Source organism: uncultured Rothia sp., assembly GCF_963555405.1.
Classification (GTDB): Bacteria; Actinomycetota; Actinomycetes; order Actinomycetales; family Micrococcaceae; genus Rothia.
Genome location: NZ_CAUVVO010000003.1, coordinates 36,079 through 50,593 on the forward strand (window position 1 = coordinate 36,079; position 14,515 = coordinate 50,593).

At 60.0% G+C, this 14,515-nt stretch carries 13 protein-coding genes and 1 tRNA gene; 11 read left to right on the plus strand and 3 right to left on the minus strand.

Annotated features, from left to right (window positions below; genetic code table 11):
• Positions 1 to 142 precede the first annotated feature (142 nt).
• The 9 genes from obgE to RWL87_RS03020 all read left to right on the plus strand — a co-directional run bounded on the left by obgE (position 143) and on the right by RWL87_RS03020 (position 9,207).
• Complete coding sequence (obgE, locus tag RWL87_RS02980) at positions 143 to 1,750, plus strand: GTPase ObgE (protein WP_070831046.1); 1,608 nt, start codon at positions 143 to 145, stop codon at positions 1,748 to 1,750.
• A gap of 364 nt (positions 1,751 to 2,114) precedes the next feature.
• On the plus strand, positions 2,115 to 2,864 hold the full coding sequence (nadD, locus tag RWL87_RS02985; RefSeq protein WP_049354513.1) for a nicotinate-nucleotide adenylyltransferase: 750 nt from the start codon (positions 2,115 to 2,117) through the stop codon (positions 2,862 to 2,864).
• Complete coding sequence (locus RWL87_RS02990) at positions 2,857 to 3,924, plus strand: sulfite reductase subunit alpha (protein WP_313968854.1); 1,068 nt, start codon at positions 2,857 to 2,859, stop codon at positions 3,922 to 3,924. Before nadD ends, RWL87_RS02990 begins: the two co-directional genes overlap by 8 nt.
• A 66-nt stretch (positions 3,925 to 3,990) precedes the next feature.
• Positions 3,991 to 4,428 carry a ribosome silencing factor gene (rsfS, locus tag RWL87_RS02995; RefSeq protein ID WP_044142238.1) on the plus strand — a complete coding sequence of 146 codons (438 nt, stop codon included), beginning with the start codon at positions 3,991 to 3,993 and terminating at the stop codon, positions 4,426 to 4,428.
• A 194-nt stretch (positions 4,429 to 4,622) separates the two neighbouring features.
• A tRNA-Ala gene (locus tag RWL87_RS03000) sits at positions 4,623 to 4,695 on the plus strand.
• Between the two features lie 112 nt (positions 4,696 to 4,807).
• Positions 4,808 to 5,773, plus strand: a complete 966-nt coding sequence (locus RWL87_RS03005; protein WP_313968855.1) for a cation diffusion facilitator family transporter — start codon at positions 4,808 to 4,810, stop codon at positions 5,771 to 5,773.
• 358 nt (positions 5,774 to 6,131) lie between these two features.
• Complete coding sequence (locus RWL87_RS03010) at positions 6,132 to 7,508, plus strand: glutaminase (RefSeq protein ID WP_313968856.1); 1,377 nt, start codon at positions 6,132 to 6,134, stop codon at positions 7,506 to 7,508.
• A 345-nt stretch (positions 7,509 to 7,853) separates the two neighbouring features.
• Positions 7,854 to 8,891, plus strand: a complete 1,038-nt coding sequence (locus tag RWL87_RS03015; RefSeq protein ID WP_313968857.1) for a polysaccharide deacetylase family protein — start codon at positions 7,854 to 7,856, stop codon at positions 8,889 to 8,891.
• 43 nt (positions 8,892 to 8,934) lie between these two features.
• Positions 8,935 to 9,207 carry a hypothetical protein gene (locus RWL87_RS03020; RefSeq protein ID WP_303976317.1) on the plus strand — a complete coding sequence of 91 codons (273 nt, stop codon included), beginning with the start codon at positions 8,935 to 8,937 and terminating at the stop codon, positions 9,205 to 9,207.
• Positions 9,208 to 9,302: 95 nt separating this feature from the next.
• Here the strand turns inward: RWL87_RS03020 and RWL87_RS03025 are convergent, their stop codons facing one another.
• From RWL87_RS03025 to RWL87_RS03035, 3 genes are all read right to left on the minus strand, one after another.
• Positions 9,303 to 9,848: an excalibur calcium-binding domain-containing protein gene (locus tag RWL87_RS03025; protein WP_313968858.1), complete on the minus strand. Its 546-nt coding sequence runs from the start codon at positions 9,846 to 9,848 to the stop codon at positions 9,303 to 9,305.
• Positions 9,849 to 10,110: 262 nt separating this feature from the next.
• Positions 10,111 to 10,863, minus strand: a complete 753-nt coding sequence (locus RWL87_RS03030; RefSeq protein ID WP_313968859.1) for a DsbA family oxidoreductase — start codon at positions 10,861 to 10,863, stop codon at positions 10,111 to 10,113.
• Positions 10,864 to 11,096: 233 nt separating this feature from the next.
• Positions 11,097 to 12,212, minus strand: a complete 1,116-nt coding sequence (locus tag RWL87_RS03035; protein ID WP_313968860.1) for a polysaccharide deacetylase family protein — start codon at positions 12,210 to 12,212, stop codon at positions 11,097 to 11,099.
• A 177-nt stretch (positions 12,213 to 12,389) separates the two neighbouring features.
• Between RWL87_RS03035 and RWL87_RS03040 the strand changes: the two genes are divergently transcribed.
• Both RWL87_RS03040 and nrdH read left to right on the plus strand, forming a co-directional pair.
• Entirely contained in the window at positions 12,390 to 13,499 is a 1,110-nt protein-coding gene (locus RWL87_RS03040) for a phosphatase domain-containing protein (RefSeq protein WP_313968861.1), read from the plus strand.
• Between the two features lie 785 nt (positions 13,500 to 14,284).
• Positions 14,285 to 14,509: a glutaredoxin-like protein NrdH gene (gene nrdH / locus RWL87_RS03045; RefSeq protein WP_294641911.1), complete on the plus strand. Its 225-nt coding sequence runs from the start codon at positions 14,285 to 14,287 to the stop codon at positions 14,507 to 14,509.
• Positions 14,510 to 14,515: the final 6 nt, after the last annotated feature.

Genomic DNA, 14,515 nt, shown 5'->3' on the forward strand with positions numbered 1-14,515 from the left:
TGACCTCGAATGCCGTGGACGCCCGTGCTGGGCTCCACGATGAGGCGCACCCCAACCCGGTCGCGCCTGCTACCGCATCCGCAGCATGATTGGTGTGTGCCGTGCGGTGGCGAAGTGAAGATGTTCAAGATAAGGAGAACCCGTGGCAGAGTTCGTGGACCGCGTGGTCTTGCATGTATCTGGCGGTCGCGGAGGTAACGGCTGCGTCTCCGTGCGACGTGAAAAGTTTAAGCCCCTGGGCGGCCCTAACGGCGGTAACGGTGGTAATGGTGGCGCGGTGATTCTGCGCGTGGATAACCAGACCACGACCCTGTTGGAGTACCACCACAGCCCGCATCAGCACGCCCCGAATGGCGATATTGGTCGTGGCGATATGCACCACGGCTTCAACGGTGAGGACCTGATTCTGACCGTGCCGCAGGGTACTGTGGTGAAGGACCGCGAGGGTAATGTTTTGGCTGACCTGCTGCGTGTGGGCGACGAGTATGTTGCTGCGCGTGGTGGTATGGGCGGTCTGGGTAATGCTGCGTTGGCTTCGGCTAAGCGTAAGGCGCCCGGTTTTGCTCTGTTGGGCACCCCCGGTGAAGAGGCTGATATTGTTCTGGAGCTGAAGTCCATTGCGGATGTGGCTCTGGTGGGTTACCCCTCGGCGGGTAAGTCTTCGTTGATTGCTGCGATTTCTGCGGCGCGTCCGAAGATTGCTGATTACCCGTTCACCACTTTGATCCCGAACCTGGGTGTGGTGCAGGCGGGCGATGTTCGCTACACCGTCGCGGATGTTCCGGGTCTGATTGAGGGCGCTTCGGAGGGCCGAGGCCTGGGCCACCGCTTCCTGCGCCATGTGGAGCGTTCTTCGGCTCTGGTGCATGTGATTGACTGCGCTACTTTGGAGCCGGGGCGCGACCCGATTAGTGACTTTGAGGTAATCCGCGGCGAGCTGCAGAACTATGAGGTTGACCCGACTGCGGGTGTGACCGTGCCGCTGCATGAGCGTCCGCAGATTGTGGTGCTCAATAAGATTGACGTTCCTGAGGCTCGTGAGCTGGCTGAGTTTGTTCGCCCCGAGTTTGAGGAAATGGGCTTCAAGGTCTTCGAGATTTCGACTGCTTCCCATGAGGGTCTGAAGTCCCTGATCTTTGCGATGGCAAAGCTCGTGGAGGAGGACCGCGTGGCTCGTGCCGCTGCCGAGAAGGAAGCGGAGCGCGTGGTGGTTGAGGCTCCTGTGGTTCGTCCGAAGGGCTTCCGCGGTAAGAAGAAGCAGGAGTTCATTATTCGCCGCGAGGAGCGTAACCTTGAGCCGCTGTTCCGCGTGATTGGTGAGAAGCCTGAGCGCTGGATCCAGCAGACTGACTTCAATAACGATGAGGCTGTCGGCTACCTGGCGGACCGCCTGGCGCGCCTGGGTGTTGAGGATGAGCTGTTCAAGGCTGGTGCTCGTGCCGGTGACGCCGTGGTGATTGGTGAGAACGACAACTCGGTCATCTTCGATTGGGAGCCGACCATGGTCGGTGGCGCCGAGCTGCTGTCTTCCCCGCGTGGTACGGACGCTCGCCTGGAAGAGATCATTCGCCCGACTCGTGCGCAGAAGCGTGTGGAGTACAAGGAGCGTATGGACGCGAAGGCGGAGGCTCGTGCCGAGCTGGAGTCCGAGCGTGTTGCAGGCGTGTGGACCGAGTCGGTCGAGTACCGCAAGAAGCTGAAGGAAGGCAAAGTCGACGAGAATATCGACATGCCGAACGTTGACGACTAATAGCTGAGCGTTAGCTGTTGCCTGGCTGATGCTTGGTCGTTAGGTATTTGCGCCGCGTGCCGGGGTTCGCTCCGGTGCGCGGCGCTCTTTCTTCCTGACGCTTTGGCTGCCTTTTATGCTGCATCTTGCACTGGTTTTGCGCGCCGGAACATGCGGATGGGCGTGCTGGCTGGGTATTCCACTGGCGGCTTAGCTCACCCCCGTCATTTCGGTGTTTTTGACCGTAAGAAGGTAGCATAGAGGGGAATGTACGCAGGCACCGTTTTCGGTGTTGCGTACCTTCTGTGTACCTGCCCGCATCCGCGCCTGTGGCGGCTCCCAAGTTGCCGTGGTGCGGTCTCTGTCCCCAGCAAGGACGGCATTTGTGACTGACCAGCCTGTTCACCTTGATTTTGGTGCTCCGAGCACCGAGTCGATTCCCCCGCGCACTCCCGGTCGGGTGCGTCTGGGCGTGATGGGTGGAACCTTCGACCCGATTCACCACGGACACCTGGTGGCAGCTAGTGAGGTTGCCGCCGTGTTTGACCTGGATGAGGTCGTGTTCGTTCCGACCGGTCAGCCCTGGCAGAAGGTGGGGGAGCGGCATGTGAGTGACGCTGAGCATCGCTACCTGATGACGGTGATTGCGACCGCGTCGAACCCGCGTTTTACGGTGAGCCGTATTGATATTGACCGTGGCGGCGCCACGTACACCTTTGATACGCTTAACGAGCTGAGCGCCCTGCGCCCGGATGCTGACCTGTTCTTCATTACCGGCGCGGACGCGATTAGCCAGATTATGACCTGGCGCAATGCCCATAAGCTGTGGGATTTGGCGACTTTTGTGGGTGTGACCCGCCCCGATCATGAGCTGGATCCGCCGCTGGCTGAGGGTCGTCATATTACGACCCTGAAGATTCCTGCGATGGCGATTTCTTCGACCGATATTCGTCGCCGCGCAGCTGAAGATGCCCCCATTTGGTACCTGGTGCCGGATGGTGTGGTGCAGTACATTGCTAAGTACGGCCTGTACAAGAAGGACGCTTTGACGGCGTACCGTGACGGCTTGCCCCGCGTGAAGGATGAGTCTGGGCAGGCACCCCAATCGACGAATAATGAGGGAACACATGAGTGAAGCTACGGGTTCGAAGCCCTATAGCGAGGACGAAGCGTACCTCTACGAGACGTACGTGACCGAGGACGGCATTGAGGTGCCGCCGCCTACTAAGGTGATGGGTCCGCGTCGTCTTGCCCGCTACCGTGAAGAAGTTGCCGAGTACCTGCGTGCAGCCCGCCGCGGTGAGCCCGCGAAGCCTGTTGCGAACATGGGTTCTGTGGTTCATGCGGATGCTATTGACCCGCAGGTTTTGGCTGTTCAGCGTCGTTTTGCGGCGTTGGCGGCTCAGGGCAAGATTGAGACTGAGGCGAACGATGAGGAGAAGCTGCATGAGCCTGCTCCTCTGACCAGTAGCCTGCGTGTGCTGCGCCCCGAGGAGATTGCGCAGAACCGTGTGGATGCGACCAGCCCCTCCGCAGTGGATAACCCGATGACTTCTTCGATCCCGGTGATTGCCGTGGTCAAGGAGGAGGAGCCGGAGCCCAAGCTACACCAGTACCTGGTGCGCGATGAGCCGAAGGTTGAGGAGCTGGACAGCTCCGTCGCTGAGGTTGAGGAGACTGAGGCTGCTCCCGTTGAGGAAGAGACCGTTGAGGCTGTCGAGGTTGAAGAGTCTGCGGACGAGCTACCCACCCGTGTGAGCGCGGTGAACGCGCAGGGTCTTGACCTGAGCGTGCTGGATAGCGCCTCCGCTGGTGACGCCGTGGATTCGGTGGACGGCGACCCGACTGTTGCTCTGAGTCCGGATGAGGTTGAGGAGCTGCTGCAGCGCATGGTGGATCGTCAGGATCCCGAAGAGTCTGCTGCCCTGGTTGAAGAGGTCACCGAGGAAGCCGAAGAGTCTGAGGAAGCTGCGAAGGACGCCGAGTCTAAGGCAACTGGCTCTAAGTCTTCTGATTCTAAGTCTGCTCCGGTGCCTTCCGCTGAGGCTTCCAAGGAGTCCGCTTCTAAGGGCGCTGTTGAGAAGGCTGAAGAGGTTCTGCAGCCTGCGCAGAAGGCCTCCCTGGCGTGGCTGTGGATTGTGCTGCTGCTCGCCCTGGTCGTTGTTGGTCTGATTATGATTTTTGGCCCTAAGTAGGCCGTGAACAATGCATCCCTGTTGCGGGTGCTGCCGGCGGGTGTTCTGCCGGCAAGGAAGGAAAATATGACTGCTGCACAGTCCTCGGTTGAGGCTCTGCGCATTGCCGCCCGCGCTGCGGAGGAGAAGCAGGGAACGAACCTGTTCGCTGTGGATGCATCCGACGCGATGGGTCTGATTGATGGCTTCCTGGTGGTTTCTGCCCACAATGAGCGCCTCGTGAACGCTGTTGCGGATGAGGTTGAGGACGCTCTGCGTGAGCAGGCTGACCTGAAGCCGGTCCGCCGTGAGGGTCGTTCCTCGGGTCGTTGGATTCTGCTGGACTTCGGCGATATTGTCGTGCACGTTCAGCATGAGGAGGACCGCGAGTTCTACGCTCTGGATCGTCTGTGGGCTGAGGCTCCGCGTATTGAGCTGGGCGTTGAGAACGAGGCTCCCTTCGACATCGAGGGTGAGACTGAGGAAGATGCTGCACGCATCATTCCCGCTCAGGATGAGGCGTAGGCTTCTGCTTGATTTTTAGCTGATGAGGGGTGGGCTCTGCTGGCACTGTACGGTGCCGCGGGGCCCGCCCTTCTTGCTGAGCTTCTGGCATAGCCGCCGGTAACTTTTGTGGTTTTGGGTGTTCGGGTTTGCATCGCTTGGCGTGGTGTGTGTAATATATTCATGTTGCCTCGTTGAGGTCACTAACAGAATATGGGGATATGGCGCAGCTGGTAGCGCACCTGCATGGCATGCAGGGGGTCAGGGGTTCGAGTCCCCTTATCTCCACGTTTTCCTCGGTTGAGGAGCTTGTCGCCCGGTTCTTGTGAATCGGGCGATTTTGCTATCCACTGATAACTCTCGATAGTCAACAACGCAGTTCATAGTTGAGGAGAAGCGCATGGGAACGCACGCACATCACGGCCACGGCGGGCATCATCACGATCATTCGCATGCCCCGAGCCCGGAGGAAGCCGCCTCGATGCGTCCGCGTCTGCTGATTGCGTTCAGTCTGGCGGTCGTTATTGTGTTGGCGCAGGCGATTGGTTCGCTGGTCACGGGAAGTCTCGCGCTGCTGACTGATACGGCGCATGCTGTTACGGATGCCTCCGGTCTGCTGGTGGCGTTGACGGCGGCTTCGCTCATGACGCGCCCGGCAACGTCCCGCCGCACGTGGGGTTTCCGTCGCATTGAGGTGCTTGCCGCCCTCGGGCAGTCGGTGCTGCTGCTGGCGGTGGGTATCTACACGGCGGTGGAGGGCGTGCATCGCCTGTTTGCCCCGCCGGAGGTGCCCGGCACCGAGTTGCTGATCTTTGGTGTTGTTGGCCTGGTGGCGAACGCTATTGGTATTGCGGTGTTGGCGACGGCGAGGAACGCGAACTTCAATATGCGTGCCGCGTTCCTGGAGGTGCTCAATGACGCCCTGGGTTCGCTGGGTGTGATTGTGGCGGCTATCGTGATTTGGCTGACCGGCTTCTACCAGGTGGACGCCCTGGCGGGTCTGTTCATTGCGGCGCTGATTGTGCCGCGTGCGATGCGTCTGATGAGGCAGACGACTGCGGTGCTCATGGAGTTCACCCCGGACGGTCTGGATTTGGACGCGATGCGTGAGCACATGCTGCGCGTTGAGGGCGTTGTAGAGGTGCACGATGTGCACGCTTCGATGGTGGCGACCGGCCTGCCGGTGGTGACCGCGCACGTGGTGGTTGCCGATTCGTGCTTCCATGACGGGTCTGCGGTGGCAATTCTGGACCGTATCCGCTCCTGCGTGGCGGGCCATTTTGAGGTGTCGGTGGAGCATTCGACGTTCCAGTTGGAGACTGCCGAGCTGGGTGGTCGTGAGCCGGCTTCGATTCGCCACCCGTAGGCTGGCTCGCGTAGGTTTTGTCCGGGTTTCGTCGGCGGTTCTGCCCGCCGCGGTAAATTACGGCAGAAAACGGCAAACCAGAACAGGTACCAGAGCCTGAAATAGCGGGGGAGTAGCGACCGTTATATTTGGTGGCTTCAACACGCAAAAGATACACTCTTTAGGGAGCAAAAGGTGCTCCTCACCCACACACTTTGACAGGCCCGCTGGCTGGCTCTTTAGCTTGGTAGCCGCGGTAGCCTGTAACGATGAGCGCCTCAGCCCAGTTGAAACGGAACAGCTGAAACGGAACAGCGGGCGGGCGCATCCATAGATTTTTGACGAGAACAACCACGATTAGCAGCAGATACGGAACACTATGCATTCACCTATTGCCACTTACCTGACCGAGACCCTCGAGTCGGTCGCTTCTGATACCTCCGGTGAGTTGGCAAACTACATTCCGGAACTTGCCGCCGTGGACCCGGACAAGCTTGCCGCGTCTATCGCCATGGTTGATGGTGAGCAGTACGCCGCCGGTGACTCCGATGTGGAGTTCACTATTCAGTCGATTTCTAAGCCGTTCGTGTACGCCCTCGCGCTCGCGGACCGCGGCTATGATGACGTGCTTGCGAAGGTGGGCGTGGAGCCTTCCGGTGAGCCGTTCAACGAGCTGTCCCTGGAGGACGGCTCCGGTAAGCCGCTGAACCCGATGATTAACGCGGGCGCGATTACCACCCATTCGCTGGTGGGTCCTCCCGGTGCGACTCAGGGCGAGCGTATGGAGCGCGTCATTTCTGGTTTGTCTGCGTTTGCGGGCCGTCGCCTGTCGGTGAATGAGCGCGTGTACGAGTCTGAGCTGGAGCACGCGCACCGCAACTACGCGATTGCGCACATGCTGCGCGGCCACGGCATCCTGACCGGTGACCCGACTGTGGCGGTGCAGGGTTATACCCGCCAGTGCTCGCTGATGGTGACGGTCAAGGATTTGGCGTTGATGGCGGCGACTTTGGCGAACTATGGTGTGCATCCGGTGACGGGTGAGCAGGTGGTTCCTAAGACTGTGGTGCGTCAGGTGCTGAGCGTCATGTTCACGTGCGGCATGTATAACTCTGCGGGTGACTGGGCGACCCAGGTGGGTGTTCCGGCGAAGAGCGGCGTGGGCGGCGGCATCATTGGTGCGGTGCCCGGTCAGCTGGGTGTGGCAACGTTCTCGCCGCGCCTTGACGGTCACGGTAACAGTGTGCGCGGTGTGGAGCTGTTCGAGCAGTTCTCGGATGACATGGGCATGCACGTGATGAACGTGCCGACCGTGGCTCGTTCGGCGTTGCGCGCGAACTACCAGATCGGTTCGGGTGATGAGTCTATGCGTCTGATTCAGTTGCAGGGCCGCATCCGTTTTGCGGGTGTGGAGCGCGTGATTCGTGAGATTGTGGAATCCCCGATGGAGGGTTCCAAGGTTGCCCTGGATGTGACGCGCGTGTACGCGGTGGATGAGGTCGCTCAGAGCATGCTCCTGGAGCTGATGCGCCGTCTGCGGAATGACGGGTACAAGGTGTACCTGATTGATAATGACGAGACGATCACGAACACGGAAGCGCTGCGCAGCATGGGCGTGAAGATTCTAACGAACCCGGCGGCGGTGACTTCTGCCGAGTCGGATGCTGAGCGCGTGGCTGAGGCTGACGCTGAAGAGGCTGCGGAGGCGGAGGCGCTGGAAGCATTGCAGGTGTCGGAGTCCGTTGAGGCGGAGTAGTCGGTAGAGGCTGAACCCGAGTAGGTTTCTAGCCGAGTATTTGGCTCCACGGTTTCGTGAACTTTATAGATTGAGGCCCCTTTCCCGGGCGCGTTATGAACGCGTGCTGGGGAGGGGCCTTGCTGTGCTTACTGTGCTGTGCTTACTGAGAACTGTGCCTTGAGCTGTGTCATGAGCTGTAGCTGGATTACCTGGTGCGTAGGCAGCTTGGGGCGTTGAGCGTATTCTTTGGTAAGTGAGTGGAGCGAAATCGCATAAAGGTTCTTTAATAGTTCCGTTGTTAATCATTAAGTAATATTTTGAATTTTTCGATATCTAACGGCGACCTCATCGTACACTCGTAATATGAACACTGTTCCACACTCAGAAACACCTATCGCTCCTCGTCAATCCGCTATCGCTGACCCCGCCGCTGACCGAGCGGCAGCGGGTACTTCTGCCCGCGCCTCCATGGGTCGCCGCGAACTACTTCACCACGTTGGTACCTTTGGTTTGGGCGCGGTGGGCTTCGGCGTGCTGGGTCTTGGCTTGACCGGTTGCACCCCCTCCGCGGCGGAAGGCACCCACGGGGCGGCTAGCGGGTCAGCATCGGGCGGCACCCCGTCCGGTAGTGCGTCGGGTAGTGCCTCGGCGACTTCTTCGGCAAGCTCCTCGGCTACCCCCTCCCCATCTGCAACTAGCTCCACATCGGGGACCGCATCCCCGACCGCCGCGGCATCTCAGACGGCTTCTGCATCCGCAACCTCCTCGAACCCGGTCCCTGCGGCTCGTGCCTGGGACGGCCCGCAGACCGGCCTGCCCGGTGAGGGAAAGTACATTGCGTGGACGGTCGATGACGGTGCCGACCCGGAGGTGGTGCGCGCCTACGCGGAGTTTGCCCACCGTACCGGCACGCGCCTGACCTTCTTTATCAACGGTCAGTACCCGGCGTTTAAACAGCATCGTGACCTGTTGCTTCCGCTGGTGAAGAGCGGCCAGCTGCAGATTGCGAACCATACGTATAGTCATGCGGCGTTGACGAGCCTGACGGATGAGCAGATTGTTCAGGAGTTGACCCGTAATGATGAGGAGATTATGCGGCTGTTTGGGGTGTCTTCGAAGCCGTATTTCCGCCCGCCGTACGGGTATTATGATGCGCGCGTGTTGGCGGCTGCGGCGTCGTGCGGTTTTACACGTCCGGTTCTGTGGTTCGGGTCGTTGGCGGATTCGTCTAATATTTCTTCGGCTGAGGTGTATGCCTATGCGGAGAAGTATGCGTTGGCTCAGCATATTGTGATCGGGCATTTGAATTATCGGGGTGTGGTGTCTGAGCTGGACCGTATTCGGGCGTTGTTGGATCGGCGCGGGTTGAAGACGGTGACGATTCGCGACTATTACGGGTAGCGCGGGGGAGCCCTGGCGGGGTCTGGTGGGTATACTGGGAGGCATGACGAAGCTTCCTCAGAACCCTATTCTTCGGCAGGTGCACCGCTTCCGTGAGGCGCTGCTGTTTTTGCTGTATTACACGGTCTCTTTTCAGGGTGTGCGTTGGATGCGTGCCCGCCACCCGCGCCTGGCGACGGCGTGGTCGGTGACCTTGTGGGTGAAGATGGTGTTGCGTGGTATGGAGCAGGTGGTGCGTATGCTGGTGCCGGTCCTGCAGGATGCGGAGGCGCGCCGTGCCCGCGCTGAGCGTGCCCGCGCCTACCAGCCGCGCTAACCTCACCGGCTGGGCTAACACATTAGGCTGATACGACGAAGCCCCCTTGTACTGAAAAGTGCAAGGGGGCTTCGCTATATCTGGGGGGCAGAAGCCTAATGCTTCTTCTTCGGCTCACACGCCACGCCGTCACCATCACGGTCCAGACCCGGACGATAACCAGGCTGACCACGATACAGAGGTGCAGCACCCGCAGCACGAGCATCAGCACACGACTCATAGTAAACACTCGACTGCGCCGGAGCCTGCTGCACCGGCTGAGCAGGAGCCTCAGCCGCCGGAGCCTGCTGAACAGGAGCCTCCTGCTGAACAGGTGCCTGCTGCGCGGGAGCCTCAGAAACCGGAGCCGCCGGCGCCGCCACAGAAGGCGCCTCAGCCGCCGGTGCCTGGGACGGAGCCTGCACGGGAGCCTCAGTCGTCGGAACCGGTGACGGGGTTTCCGTCGGGGTAGGAGACTCCGAAGGAGACACACTCGGTGTCGAAGAAGCAGTAGGGGAAGCCGAAACAGAGGGGCTAGCCGAAGCAGAGGTCGACGATGACGCAGACGGCGTAGACTTCGGAGCACGAACAGACGAAGAACAACCGGTCAGCAACAGGGCACCCGCAAGAACACCAGCGGTCGCGGCGTGAATTTTCAACACAATATTCCTTTGGAAGTGAGTGGACAAGCGTGTTCACCGTAGAACACACACTCCAGTGTAAAGGAAAACCGCCCCACCCGCAGACAACATCGAGCCGCCCACAAAGAGCCCGATAAGGAAAGACGCAATGTGCGGGCACGGCAAAGCCCCCTTGCCCCGGTTTAACTAAGAACCAGGACAAGGGGGCTTTCGTCATATCTGGGAGCACTCACCGGGAGGCGCTAGGGGAGTAGCACCCCCACTGCGCTTTCCTCAGTAGATACTAGGAGCAGTTGCCGTTCACATCGCAGGACGGACCCGCCTCCGCAGTGCCAGTACCAGCGCCATTACCCGCATCGTCACCAGCCGCACCCGCCAGCGGGTTCAAAAACTCCACACGGTGAGTCTCCTCCCACACCTGACGCAGCGCCTGCACCAGCATCTTCGCAGGTTGCGCACCACTCACCGCCCACTTCGACTCAATCAAAAAGAACGGCACACCGTTAATACCCAGCTGGCGCGCCAACTGCTCATCGGCACGCACATCCTCCGCGTAACGGTCACTCTTCAGCACCGCCTCAACCTCGGCAGTATCCAGACCAATCTCAGAAGCAATATCCAGAATTGACTCGTGATCCTGCACCGAACGGCCCTGTGTAAAGTACGCCAGCTTAAACGCCTCCTGCGCCGCCGACGCCAAACCCTGCTCCGCCGCATAATGAATCACACGGTGCGCATCAAACGTGTTACCGTACCGCGCCTGCCGCCAATTGAAATCCAAACCCACCTCGCGGGCACGATCCGCCAACGACTCCTGGCTCGCAATCGCCTGCTCTAACGGCATCTGATACTTACCGGCAATCAGCTCAGGCAGCGAACCGGCAGGATGCTCCGTAGCCGACGGATCCAGCTCAAAACTATGCCACACCACCTCAACCTCGTCGCGGTGCTCAAACTCGGCGAGCGCCTGCTCCAGGTTACGCTTGCCCACGTAGCAGAAGGGGCACACAATATCGGACCAAATATCAATACGCATTGTCGTCTATTCCTCTCACACTCGGATGCGGCACACAGCCGCCACTATACGCTCACCTAACGCCCGGGGTGCCGTGCTTATTCCCGCGGCTATTACCCGCGGTTATTCCCCAGAGTTTATTCTCGCCGGGCACGGCAAAGCCCCCTCGCGCCGGTCCGTACAGAATCTCAACACAGGAATATCTGCACGGGAACCGGGTCAAGGGGGCTTCACCAGGGAAGGTCTACACCAACCTATCGGCGGGCGGCCGCCGGTGCGGTAGTGGCAGTAGCCGCGGGAGCAGTCGTAGCCGCAGGTGCAGTGGTCGCTCGAGCAGGCGGAGCAGTCGTAGCCGCAGGTGCGGTCGTCGCCTGCTGGCTAGCCGCAACCTCATCCTCATAGCGGGTGGTCGGTGCCTGAGTCGGAGCCTCAGTGGTCGGCTCCGGGGTAGGGGCCTCCGTGGTCGCCTCGGGGGACGGGGTGTGCTCCTCCGGGGTGGGGGTCGGCGAAGGTGCCGCCGCCTTAATCTCTTCCTCGGATGCGTCACCGTAGTAGTCACGAATCGTCACTGCAGTCAGGCCGCGGTCATCAATCAGGCCCTTCACCTTATCCAGGATCGGGATGATCGTCTCGTAGTTCAGGTGGCCCAGCACAATCTGCTGCGGCAGCATGTAGCGGATGCAGCGCATGTAAACCACGCGCGAGCTGGTCTTCGCCTCATCCCCGGTGGTGCCGTTCCACATGACAGGGCGGGTAAAACCAATCTCGCCGGCAGCCTTCAGAACCGTATCGTTGTAGCGGCCGTAGGGCGGGCGGAAGTACGGCTTTGACGAGACGCCGAACATGCTCATAATCTCGTCTTCGTTACGCTGCAGCTCTTCCTTCACGCCCTCAGCATCCAGGGTGGTCAGGTCGGCGTGGTTGTACGTGTGGTTCGCAACCTGAATCTGGCCGCTCTGAACCAGCGGACGCAGCAACGACACATGCTCCTTGAAGCCGGTGTACGAAGCGTTAATGAAGAACGTCAGGCGAGTATTCGTACGCTTCGAGAACTCAGCGTAGCCGCGAATCGCCTCCGGGCTCGCGCCGTCATCAACAGTCCACGCAACATACTTACCCTCACCAACGAGGGAGTTGCCGATACCGGGCCATTCGCGCGGCTTATCAACCGGGTTGCCAGCAGCGGCAACCGTCGGCGAATTCGTTGCGGCGGGGCGAGTAGCAGCAGAGGTCTCGCCGCCAGCCTGATACGGAGTGAAATTACCGCTGGTGCCGTCGTAGTCATTCGACTTCTTCGAGCAGGCAGCAATCAGCGGAAGCATAGCAGTGCCGAGCACAAAAAGTCGGCGATTAGGCTGTGAGTGGGTCATACCTTCCAGGATAACGCCCCCACCTGCAAGGAACGAATCTGAACAGCAAATACACCCCAAATAATGTGCACATCACACCGCGAGCTCAGCACCACAGTATTAATAGGTATAAGAACTAGGCGTAAGAACACAGAATCAAGAAGCCGCAAGCCGGTAACGCTCCGCTACACTAGTGGGATGGAGAATTTGGGCACTCACGAACTGCGCAACCTCGTAAACGATGCTGCCGACGAGGCAGTCAACATCGGCTACCGCGTTGCAGACCGGCTGCACCGGTGGCGAGAAAAGCGCGCCATCGCAGCCGGACGCGAGCCTATCCTCGTACCCACCGAAGGCTACGGACGCGCCGCATCCGACGGAAACCCCGGCTGGGTCCGCGTTATCGCCCGTGCCCTCTACAAGACGGTCACCCTCGAACGCCTCCTGCAGGTCGTCGACGGCACCCAAGACACCGCCAACCCCATGCGCGGCTGGCGCTCCTTCACCGCAACCGCAATGTCGGATGCACCCGTCACCATCGTCATCGGCGGCACCAAGTACGAGGCGTACACCGACCGCGGCGGCGTGCTCGACGTCAAACTCACCATTGACCTGGAACCCGGAATCCACGAAGTCGTCATGTACGTGCCCGGCTCCCGCGCCGTAGCAACCAGCGTCTACATCGTTCCCGAAAGCCAGAAGCTCGGCGTCATCATGGACGTTGACGACACCGTCATGGTCACCATGCTGCCGCGCCCCCTCGTCGCCGCCTGGAACTCCTTCATCCTCGACGAGCACGCACGCATCCCCACCCCCGGCATGGCGGTCATGACCGACCGCATCCGCCGCAGCCACCCGGATGCGCCGTTCATGTACCTGTCCACCGGCGCCTGGAACATCACCCCGACCCTGCGCCGCTTCCTCAGCCGCAACGGCTACCCGCGCGGCACGTTCCTGCTCACCGACTGGGGGCCCACCCCCGACCGCTGGTTCCGCTCCGGCACCAAGCATAAGGTGGAGTCGCTGCAGCGCCTCGCTGAGGAGTTCCCGCAGATGAAGTGGATCCTCGTCGGTGACGACGGGCAGCGCGACCCGTACATCTACAACGGGTTCGCCGTACGCTACCCGGACAACGTGGCGGCAATCGTCATCCGCAACCTGACCGTGGGGGAGACCATGCTCGCCTCCGGCCGCGTATGGAGTGATTACCGCGCTGAGCAGATGATGCGCTCGCCGCTGTGGATTGAAGCCACCGACGGCGTAACACTGAGTAAAAAACTGCGTGAGCTGGGCCTGATTGATTTCTAGGCGGCTGTCGCGCCGGTACTTCCTGCCGGTTGCTAAAACCAGCGCCGATACCCAGTAAACCCACCGTAAATACCGTGAAATACCGGTATATGCGGTGGGTTTTGGTGTTTCAGCGGAATTAACCAACTTAAACCCACGACACACCGGCTACCGAAAAAGAGTTAAAAATCTTTTCTACAGCCTTAATCACACAGCTTAAACCCGCTCGAAGGGGGTTAACCCCCGCCTTTAAGAAAGTCCGTTCTGCTTTAAAACCGCGCCGTTCCGCGCAAGAACGGGGGAGAGTTAAGATCTCTTTAAAATCAAGCCCGAATCTGCCGGGTTTTATGCCCCCGAAAGCATACATGAGGTTAACTAAACCTCAACTCAGCGGGCGAATGAACCCTTAAAAATCCTGCCCAACTTAAACCCCACCTGTGGATAACCCGGCACACCCCGCGAAAATACGGCGAACTAGCCCCGGGGCAGGGTGTGGATAAGCTGTAGGCACCCCCTCTTAAGTGGGTTCAGCTGTGGGTTTATCGAACGAAACACGACCCTCGCACCACATCATCTTGTGGTGAAGAAATTTCTCGACACTAGATGTAGTATTAATACTCGGTTCCACCACTACGGCACTTTTGAGCGTCCTGCCCCAGCGCAGGAAACCGCCACACCCCACTAGGAGGGGGCAGCGGACGGCACAGCGCCCGCCGTAAACAACACGTGGTGAACCACCGACGAAACACGCCAGATTCATTCACGAGATAACCCCGCCTGAGCGGGAGAAAGTAAGAGGCACCCCAATGGTAGTGACCGTGTACACCAAGCCCCAGTGCGTCCAGTGCAACATGACCTACCGCGCCCTCGACGCGAAGGGTATCAGCTACACCAAGGTTGATATCACCGAAGACGCTCAGGCCCTCGAAATGGTCAAGTCCCTCGGCTACATGCAGGCACCCGTTGTCATCGCAGGCGAGGACCACTGGTCCGGTTTCCAGCCCGACAAGATCAACGCTCTGGCAGCGTAACAGCCC

Bases quoted from the DNA above. Each gene is read 5' to 3' on its own strand.
- RWL87_RS02990 (WP_313968854.1), top strand. From the start codon at position 2,857: ATGAGTGAAGCTACGGGTTCGAAGCCCTATAGCGAGGACGAAGCGTAC.
- rsfS (WP_044142238.1), top strand. From the start codon at position 3,991: ATGACTGCTGCACAGTCCTCGGTTGAGGCTCTGCGCATTGCCGCCCGC.
- RWL87_RS03005 (WP_313968855.1), top strand. From the start codon at position 4,808: ATGGGAACGCACGCACATCACGGCCACGGCGGGCATCATCACGATCAT.
- RWL87_RS03010 (WP_313968856.1), top strand. From the start codon at position 6,132: ATGCATTCACCTATTGCCACTTACCTGACCGAGACCCTCGAGTCGGTC.
- RWL87_RS03015 (WP_313968857.1), top strand. From the start codon at position 7,854: ATGAACACTGTTCCACACTCAGAAACACCTATCGCTCCTCGTCAATCC.
- RWL87_RS03020 (WP_303976317.1), top strand. From the start codon at position 8,935: ATGACGAAGCTTCCTCAGAACCCTATTCTTCGGCAGGTGCACCGCTTC.
- RWL87_RS03030 (WP_313968859.1), bottom strand. From the start codon at position 10,863: ATGCGTATTGATATTTGGTCCGATATTGTGTGCCCCTTCTGCTACGTG.
- RWL87_RS03035 (WP_313968860.1), bottom strand. From the start codon at position 12,212: ATGACCCACTCACAGCCTAATCGCCGACTTTTTGTGCTCGGCACTGCT.
- RWL87_RS03040 (WP_313968861.1), top strand. From the start codon at position 12,390: ATGGAGAATTTGGGCACTCACGAACTGCGCAACCTCGTAAACGATGCT.
- nrdH (WP_294641911.1), top strand. From the start codon at position 14,285: ATGGTAGTGACCGTGTACACCAAGCCCCAGTGCGTCCAGTGCAACATG.